Raw genomic sequence first — 7,792 nt, 5'->3', positions numbered from 1 at the left:
GCACTGTTGGCGGCGATGATCAAGAGTTTGACGGCGGCGCTGTTCGTGCTCGTGGCTTCGGCGCTGCCTGGCCAGACCGCGACATTCTCGATGAAGCGCGGCCTCAATCTCGACCAGTGGGTCACCTGGCCCGGCGAGGACCAGTGGGGCGACGCCAAGGCCATCCTGCCCTATCCGGAGTGGCGGAAATTCCTTGGGGAGGACGACCTCAAGGCGTTGAAGGATGCCGGCTTCGATTTCCTGCGCATGCCGGTCGATCCATCGCCCTTTCTGTCCGACCAGACCGTGGCCTTGCGTGACGATCTCTATGCCAGCGTGCTGGACTCGGTGCGCATAATCAACCGCGCCGGGCTCAAGGTGATCGTCGACATGCACCTGATCCCGGCCGGCGGCAGCCGCAAGATCGGAATGGCTGAAGTGATGGGCGACCCACGGACCTTCGACGCCTATGTCGAGATGGTCCGCAAGATGGCCCGCACGCTGGCCAGCGAAGATCCCGCCCAGGTCGCCTTCGAGCCCATGAACGAACCGATCGTGGACTGCGACAGCGACGGCACGAGCCTGTGGCCGGACCGCCAGCGCAAACTGTTCGCGGCGGCGCGATCCTCGGCTACGAAACTGACCCTGGTGCTGACCGGCGCCTGCTATTCCGCCGCGAGTTCGTTGGAAAAGATCGACCCGAAGACGATTCCGGACGACAACGTCATCTGGACCTTCCATTCCTACGATCCGTTTCTGCTCACCCATCAGGGCGCAACCTGGGCCGGAGACTTCATCCCCTATGTGACTGGCCTGCCCTATCCGCTGAGTGCGGTGCCCAAGGCACAGCTCGACGTGACGCTCGACACCATCCGCGCCAGGATCAAGGCCGAGGCGCCATGGACGCGGCAAAGCGGCCTGCTTGCCTATCTTGACGAACAGGTCGCCAGCATGGACACCCCCGACAGACTGCTCGGCTTGATGGATGCGCCGTTCGAAAAGGTCGAGGCGTGGGCGAGGGCCAACGGCGTCAAGCCTGGAAACATCACGCTGGGCGAGTTCGGCATGATCCGCCAGGAATACGGCAATTCCTATGTGATGCCCGCTGGGTATCGGGCCGCCTATGTCAGGGACATGATCGCGCGTGCCGAAGCACATGGCTTCTCATGGTCGGTGTGGAGCTATGGCGGCGCCTTCGGCATCGTCGATGCCTTCAACGGCGACAAGGCCGAGCCGGATGTGATGGACGCGATCAAATCGCTTCACTGAGGCGATTTGGATTTAGCCAAGGTCGATCGACAGGATTTCCGGCCGCATCCCGAAACGCACCGGCAATATGCTGAAACCGAGCCCGCCGGAGACGATCAGATTGCGATCGTTCTCGACGACGTGGCCATAGGCGTAGCGGTTGCCGAAACGCGATGGCACGACCGGCGAATAGCCGAACAGCCGAATTTGTCCGCCATGGGTGTGGCCGGACAGGGTCAGCGAGACGCGCCACGGCACCTTCGGAAAAATATCCGGCTCGTGCGCAAGCAGGATGATGGGCGATGCGTCGCTGACCTTGGCCAACGTGCCGTCGAGATCGTCCAGCCCGGTAAAGCCGGGGCGGTCCCTGGTCGGCAGCAGAGCGAGCTGGTCGGCGAGCCCGGCAATCCACACACCATGCCCATCCTTTTCCAGGCGCACGACATCGTTCTCCAGCACCGGAATGCCGACTTTCTCCAGGGCCTTGCCCGCTACGGTCGGGCCGGCCCCGGCGCGCTGCGCGAAGCCATCTGCCCACCAGTCATGGTTGCCGAGAATCGAGAGCACGCCGAGCGGTGCCTTGAGGTCCGAGAGGGCGGAGGCCCATTGCGACGGCGTCACCGGGCCGGTCACCAACGGCATGCCGGCGATATAATCGCCGAGCAGGACGATCACGTCCGGCTGCAGGGCATTCGCGTCTTCGACAAGTGAGGCGATCCGCTCCGGCGTCATCCATGGCCGGCAGGCATGGATATCGGCAAGCGCGACGATGCGCAGCTTCAGGCCATCAGGCCAATGCGGCGGCGTTAGCGCATAGCGTTTCACATGCGTCAGCAGCATCGGCTCTATGCCGGCCGCATAGGCGCTGAGCGCGGCAACCGACAGAATCGACCCGCCGATGAAGCGCAGGAACCCGCGTCTGGTGATCATTGCGTGGCTCCGGCAAACCATCGGAGCGAGATTGCCCCGGGATGGCACCGCCACCAGAGCCGACGAATGCGCCGGCAAACCGGCGAAGCCGAGGATATTTTGCGCAGGCCGCTCACAGATCCTTTGTCGGCCCGGAACCTGCGCCTGATCGGCCTGAGCGCTATTCTTCCTGGAACAGGTTGATCTGCTGTTGCGCCAGATCCTTCGGCGCGTCGAGGCCGAGATGCCGCCAGGCATTGGCCGTCAGCATGCGGCCGCGCGGCGTGCGCTGGATGAAACCCTGCTGGATCAGATAAGGCTCGATGATGTCCTCGATGGCATCGCGCGGTTCGGACAGGCCTGCGGCGATCGTCTCGATGCCGACCGGCCCGCCGCCGAAATTGCGCGCGATCATGCTGAGGTACCGGCGGTCGAGCGAGTCGAGGCCGAGCGCATCGACTTCCAGCCGGGTCAACGCTTCGTCGGCGATCTTGCGGTCGACATGGCCATCGCCGGCCACCGAGGCGAAATCGCGCACACGGCGCAACAACCGGCCGGCGATGCGTGGCGTGCCCCGCGCGCGCCGCGCGATCTCCAGCGCGCCGTCGTTGCCGAGCGGCATTTGCAGGATACGCGCGCCACGCCGCACGATCTGCTCCAGCTCCTCGACCGTGTAGAAATTGAGCCGTACCGGAATGCCGAAACGGTCGCGCAGCGGATTGGTCAGCAGGCCAAGCCGCGTGGTGGCGGCGACGAGCGTGAAGCGGGCGAGGTCGATCTTGACCGAGCGCGCCGCCGGGCATTCCCCGATGATCAGGTCGAGCTGAAAATCCTCCATCGCCGGATAAAGGATCTCCTCCACCGCCGGGCTCAGCCGATGGATCTCGTCGATGAACAGCACGTCGCCTTCCTCGAGATTGGTCAGCAGCGCGGCAAGATCGCCGGCCTTGGCGATGACCGGGCCGGAGGTCGAGCGGAAATTGACGCCGAGCTCGCGCGCCATGATCTGCGCCAGCGTCGTCTTGCCGAGACCAGGCGGCCCGACGAACAGCACGTGGTCGAGCGCCTCGCTGCGGCTCTTGGCAGCCTCGATGAACACTTTGAGATTGGCCCGCGCCGCCGCCTGGCCGACGAAATCGTCGAGCGTCTGCGGCCGCAAGGTCTGCTCGGCATCCTCGCCGCGTTTTTCCGGGGCAATCAAGCGGGGCGACAGGCTCATGCCGCCTTCCTTGCACACGGCAAGGGGCTGAACAAGCGGCGGCTCACCGCGCAAGTTCCTTCAGCCCGAAGCGAATCAGCTTCGGCGCATCGGCATCCTCGCCCGCCGTCTTCAGCGCCGCCGCCACCGCATTGGCGGCCGTGTCGCGCGAATAGCCGAGATTGACCAGCGCCGAGACCGCGTCGGTGATCGGCGCGGATGCCACGCCGTCGCCGAGCTCCTGTTTCAGGCCGATGGTGCCCGAAGCGGTTCCGGCATAGGCCGGCGCCTTGTTCTTCAGTTCGGTGACGATGCGCTCGGCCACCTTCTTGCCGACGCCGGGTGCGCGAGAAACCATGGCGATGTCGCGCAGCGCGATCGCATTGGCGAGGTCGGCCGGCGCCAGCGTCGACAGGATGGCCAGCGCCACCTTGGCGCCGACGCCGGGAACATTGTTCATCAGCAGCCGGAACCACTCGCGTTCCAGCACTGACTGGAAGCCGTAGAGCCGCAGCATGTCCTCGCGGACATAGGTCTCGATGAACAGCACCACCGCTTCGCCGGGCGAAGGCAGCGCCGCCAGCGTGCGCGCTGAACAATAGGCGACGTAGCCGACGCCATGGATATCGACGAGGCAATGATCCTCGTCGACCTCGTCCAGCGTGCCCTTGAGCTTGCCGATCATTGGACGCAATCCCCGTTAGGGATGAGTATCGGGCGTGATGAGCTCGACATCTGGAAAGTACTTTCTGAAACCTGCGGGATCGCGAGTAAGAATGGGATAGCCTCGGATGGCAGCGTGAGCCCCAATCAAGAAGTCGGGCATCACCTTCTCTCGAGGTCCGCCCAACCGCCGATAGACCGAGAACGCTCTCGACGCAGCAAAGGCCGCCTCGAACGGGAGACTTTCGCGCCGGAACTCGTCTTCAGGCAAGGCATCATCGACATCGTCTATCGCCTCATAGCGCATCGAAAACTCGGCGTAGATAATCTGATTGATGACCAGGCTGCCTTGCTCGAGGGCAGACACCATTTTGGACCACGACCACTTTGACCAGACGGGATCGCGAACGGCGATATCGACAAGCACGTTGGTGTCGACAAGCGTCGCCAAGATTAGCGATCCCGGGTCAAAGCCATGACGGCATCGGCATTCATTGTCTGATCGCCGCTGCCCTCAAGCCGATCGAGCGCAGCAAGAAAACGATCGAGTCTTTCGCGGTCGGCCAACCGCCCCTTGTCATGCTTCGGCGTGATCGTGATCTTGCCGCCCTCGATGCCGAAGATGACTTCGCTGTTGGCGCCAATCCCAAATGTCTCCCGCAGATCCCGTGGGATTGTCACTTGACCTTTGCTCGTCACACGCATGAAACACCCCTTTCTTACAAGTAAGGATTATTCCAACCCGGTGAACAAGTCAAGAACATCTCTATCCAGCGAGTGCCATCCGGTAGGCCACGCTTTGCCGGTGATGCGCGTGGCAGATGGCGATGGCGAGCGCGTCGGCGGCATGCTCGGTATCGAAAATGGCTTTCGGCAACAGCACCTTCACCATCATGTGGATCTGCTTCTTGTCGCCATGGCCGACGCCGATCACCGCTTTCTTGACTGCGTTAGGCGCATATTCGGCAACGACGAGGCCGGCACGCGCCGGCACCAGCATGGCGATGCCGCGTGCCTGACCGAGCTTCAGCGTTGCCACCGCGTCCTTGTTGACGAAGGTCTGTTCGACCGCCGCTTCGTGCGGCATGGCGGCATGCAGGACTTCGGCAAGCCTGTCATGCAGCTGGCACAGCCGCGTTGCCAGCGCGGCCTTATCGTCTGATTTCACAGTGCCGGAAGCAATGAAGCGCAGCGAATTGCCGAGGCTTTCGACGATGCCCCAGCCGGTGCGCCGAAGCCCGGGATCGATACCGATGATGCGAATCGCTTCCGCCATTTGCCGAGTTTACCTCCGGCGGACAGCGATGCCAGCGAAATGTGAACAAACCGGAAACAGAAGGCGGACCGCGGTCTAACCCCGAGCGAAAGCCGTGTTGAGCAGGCTGATCTGGTCGGAAACCGGGTTGGGGCGGCGAGCCATCGGTTGCATGTCGACCATGGCGCCGGAGCCATAGATCTCGTCGTCCATGCGGCGCACCAACGCTTGCAGGCGCAGCGAGCGGGTGACGAGGTCGAGGAAATCCTCGGGCAGTTCGGCCCAACCGGCGGCTTCGTCATGGGCGGAAGCGGTGTCGAGGCGCACCTTGGACTTTTCCGATGCCACCTGGTCACGGGTCATCTCGCCGGAATTGGCGGCGCGCTGCAAAAGCAGCCAGGAGGCAACCTGCATCAGCCTGGTGGTCAGCCGCATCGATTCGGCCGCGTAGAGCGTGGCGGCCAGCCGCGACAGCTTCTTCGCCTCGGCCCGGCCCTTGCCGTCGAGATATTCGGCGGCCTGTTCGACCAGACCCATGCCTTCCTGGTAAAGCGGCTTGAAGGATTGCGAGAAAACCCGGCGTTCCGCCAGCTTGACGGTTTTCGCACTGCCCTTCGAAGGCTCGTTCATTGATACGCCCCTGCACTTGCAACCGGCCGATTCGGCTCCCTGCCGATACACCCGGAACCCTATCTGACTGAAGCTTGAAAATGCGCTTCGTCACCGGTGAAGGCAAGCACATGTTTAACAGAAGGTTAACGGCACCCCTGTCGGGCGGCCCCGCTGGGGTGCGGACAAAAAAGAGAAATCGAGACAAAAAAAGAGCCGCGGATAAGGCGGCTCTCAGGAGTTTAACAGGGAGGCGTCAAACAAAGTGGCTCCAACCACTCGGTAAGAATCCAGATCACTGGATGGACATAGTAAACACCTGTAAAGCTTAATGAAGCCTTAACGGTGCGGATGTTTTTTGACCGAACGCCGCCATACTGTGCCGTAACAGCACAGCATCTCCTGCGTCAGGCTCGGTCAAGCGGTCTTCCAGACCGCCGGCAAGGCGATGAAGGCGAACAGCAGCATGGCTGCGTAGAAGCCCATCGAGGAGGCCGCCACCAGCGGTTCGATCGCGGCATTGCCGGCAAGCAGGAAATAGAGGCCGATCAGCAGGCCGATGCCGCTGACCGCCGTCAGCCAGAAATGAACTGTGGCGAGCGTCTTCTGCCCGATTGCCGGAAACAAATGGTAGAAGAAGGCGAAGACCGCCGACATCAGCCATCCGGCCACCATCGTGTGGGCGTGGGTCGGCATCTGGCCGTGATCCTGGCTGATCGCCATGTACAGGCCGAGCGCCATGCCGCACAGCGAATAGATGATGGCCAGCGTGAAGAAATTCCGTGCTATCCCTTGCATAATGGTCCCCCGAATTGCCTTTTCCCGCTTGCGGGAATGGGTTGATCGTCAGGCGATTGTTGTCGCCACCGGGCTCCCGGCATTGGCGCACTAATATCGGCAGCGTATCCAGACGATGTCGCGCCAACCCCCTCCCGACGATTCGTACATTAGCAGAAAATCAGATAATGCGTTCACAATCTGCGACCTCGCGCGTTGGCCGTAAGCTGAAACAGAGCCGGATTTTTCGCGACATCGTTCCGAAACAGGCGCCACGCTAAACGCCCGCTCCTCTGACGGCCGGCGCAAATCGGCGCCGCCGCAAACCTGACCGGACACTGCAGGAGCAACCCATGGACTGGTACTCGATCGTCAAATTCCTCCACGTCACTACCGCCATTCTGTGGGTCGACGGCGGCTTCGTACTGTTCCTGCTGGGCATGCTTGCCGAGCGCGCGGGCAACATCGAGGAAAAGCTGCAGGCAATGCGCGCCAGCGGTCAGCTGGGCGGCAGGTTCTTTGCGCCGATGTCGATGCTGACGCTGATCTTCGGCCTCATCATGTGCTGGTTCTGGGTCGGCTTCTCCGATTTGTGGGTACTCATCGGCCTGGCGGGATACGCCACGACCTTTTCGATCGGCATGTTCATCTTCAAGCCGACCGGGGAGCGCATGGGCGCAATGATCGCCAAAGAGGGCGTCACGCCAGAGGTTCTTGCCATCGGCCAGCGCATGATGAGCGCGGCACGTTTCGACTATGCGGTGATGCTGGTGATCATTGCGGACATGGTGCTCAAACCGACCGTGCATGACATCGGCATCCTTGCCGGCATGGTGCTGGTCGTTATGGTCGGCGCGACACTGGCTTTTGGCGGCAACCGTCGTCTGGTGCCAAGCGCCGCCTGACCCCTAATGACGGGGCGGCTGCGCGGCGGCCTTTCTACATCAGGCCGACAATGCCATCCCACAGCAGCTTCAGCGCCACGACCGCGACGGTTGCGTAGGTAAAGGGATAGAAGGTTTCCGGCCGCATGCGGCGCACCAGCCACGCTCCGGCGATGGTCGACAGCGGCGCCAGCGGCATCAGCACCGCCGATGCCGTCAGATTGGCGGTGTCGAACTGGCCGAGCGCGAAATAGGGCACCAGCTTCAGCG

10 protein-coding genes and 1 pseudogene are annotated in these 7,792 nt (G+C 62.6%); 2 read left to right on the top strand and 9 right to left on the bottom strand.

Going from position 1 to position 7,792, the window contains the following annotated elements:
* On the top strand, nucleotides 1-1,248 hold a 1,248-nt coding region (locus tag EOA22_RS18445), incomplete at its 5' end, for a cellulase family glycosylhydrolase (RefSeq protein ID WP_245478654.1).
* A gap of 12 nt (nucleotides 1,249-1,260) precedes the next feature.
* Here EOA22_RS18445 and EOA22_RS18440 read toward each other — a convergent pair.
* From EOA22_RS18440 to EOA22_RS18405, 8 genes are all read right to left on the bottom strand, one after another.
* The gene (locus EOA22_RS18440) at nucleotides 1,261-2,157 is read right to left on the bottom strand and encodes a metallophosphoesterase (RefSeq protein WP_063169199.1); all 897 of its coding nucleotides are present in this window, start codon (nucleotides 2,155-2,157) and stop codon (nucleotides 1,261-1,263) included.
* 160 nt (nucleotides 2,158-2,317) lie between these two features.
* Nucleotides 2,318-3,355, bottom strand: a complete 1,038-nt coding sequence (gene ruvB / locus EOA22_RS18435; protein ID WP_127390127.1) for a Holliday junction branch migration DNA helicase RuvB — start codon at nucleotides 3,353-3,355, stop codon at nucleotides 2,318-2,320.
* A 43-nt stretch (nucleotides 3,356-3,398) separates the two neighbouring features.
* The gene (ruvA, locus tag EOA22_RS18430; RefSeq protein WP_013529140.1) at nucleotides 3,399-4,019 is read right to left on the bottom strand and encodes a Holliday junction branch migration protein RuvA; all 621 of its coding nucleotides are present in this window, start codon (nucleotides 4,017-4,019) and stop codon (nucleotides 3,399-3,401) included.
* Between the two features lie 15 nt (nucleotides 4,020-4,034).
* Nucleotides 4,035-4,448, bottom strand: coding sequence for a type II toxin-antitoxin system VapC family toxin (locus EOA22_RS18425; protein ID WP_013529139.1), 414 nt, complete (start codon nucleotides 4,446-4,448; stop codon nucleotides 4,035-4,037).
* A gap of 2 nt (nucleotides 4,449-4,450) precedes the next feature.
* Nucleotides 4,451-4,702: an AbrB/MazE/SpoVT family DNA-binding domain-containing protein gene (locus EOA22_RS18420; protein WP_013529138.1), complete on the bottom strand. Its 252-nt coding sequence runs from the start codon at nucleotides 4,700-4,702 to the stop codon at nucleotides 4,451-4,453.
* 61 nt (nucleotides 4,703-4,763) lie between these two features.
* On the bottom strand, nucleotides 4,764-5,273 hold the full coding sequence (gene ruvC, locus EOA22_RS18415; RefSeq protein ID WP_063169200.1) for a crossover junction endodeoxyribonuclease RuvC: 510 nt from the start codon (nucleotides 5,271-5,273) through the stop codon (nucleotides 4,764-4,766).
* 75 nt (nucleotides 5,274-5,348) lie between these two features.
* Complete coding sequence (locus tag EOA22_RS18410; RefSeq protein ID WP_013529136.1) at nucleotides 5,349-5,882, bottom strand: DUF1465 family protein; 534 nt, start codon at nucleotides 5,880-5,882, stop codon at nucleotides 5,349-5,351.
* Nucleotides 5,883-6,278: 396 nt separating this feature from the next.
* Nucleotides 6,279-6,659 (bottom strand): hypothetical protein, encoded by a 381-nt coding sequence (locus EOA22_RS18405; protein WP_013529135.1) that lies wholly within the window; start codon nucleotides 6,657-6,659, stop codon nucleotides 6,279-6,281.
* A 332-nt stretch (nucleotides 6,660-6,991) separates the two neighbouring features.
* Between EOA22_RS18405 and EOA22_RS18400 the strand changes: the two genes are divergently transcribed.
* The gene (locus tag EOA22_RS18400) at nucleotides 6,992-7,543 is read left to right on the top strand and encodes a hypothetical protein (RefSeq protein ID WP_063169201.1); all 552 of its coding nucleotides are present in this window, start codon (nucleotides 6,992-6,994) and stop codon (nucleotides 7,541-7,543) included.
* A gap of 34 nt (nucleotides 7,544-7,577) precedes the next feature.
* Here EOA22_RS18400 and EOA22_RS18395 read toward each other — a convergent pair.
* Nucleotides 7,578-7,792 (bottom strand): annotated as a pseudogene (locus EOA22_RS18395) (sulfite exporter TauE/SafE family protein); the annotation flags it as partial.

Source organism: Mesorhizobium sp. M7A.F.Ca.US.014.04.1.1 (genome assembly GCF_003998745.1).
GTDB classification, from domain to species: domain Bacteria; phylum Pseudomonadota; class Alphaproteobacteria; order Rhizobiales; family Rhizobiaceae; genus Mesorhizobium; species Mesorhizobium ciceri.
The sequence above is the reverse complement of the archived record's forward strand: the minus strand, read 5'-3'. Positions and strand labels throughout refer to the sequence as shown.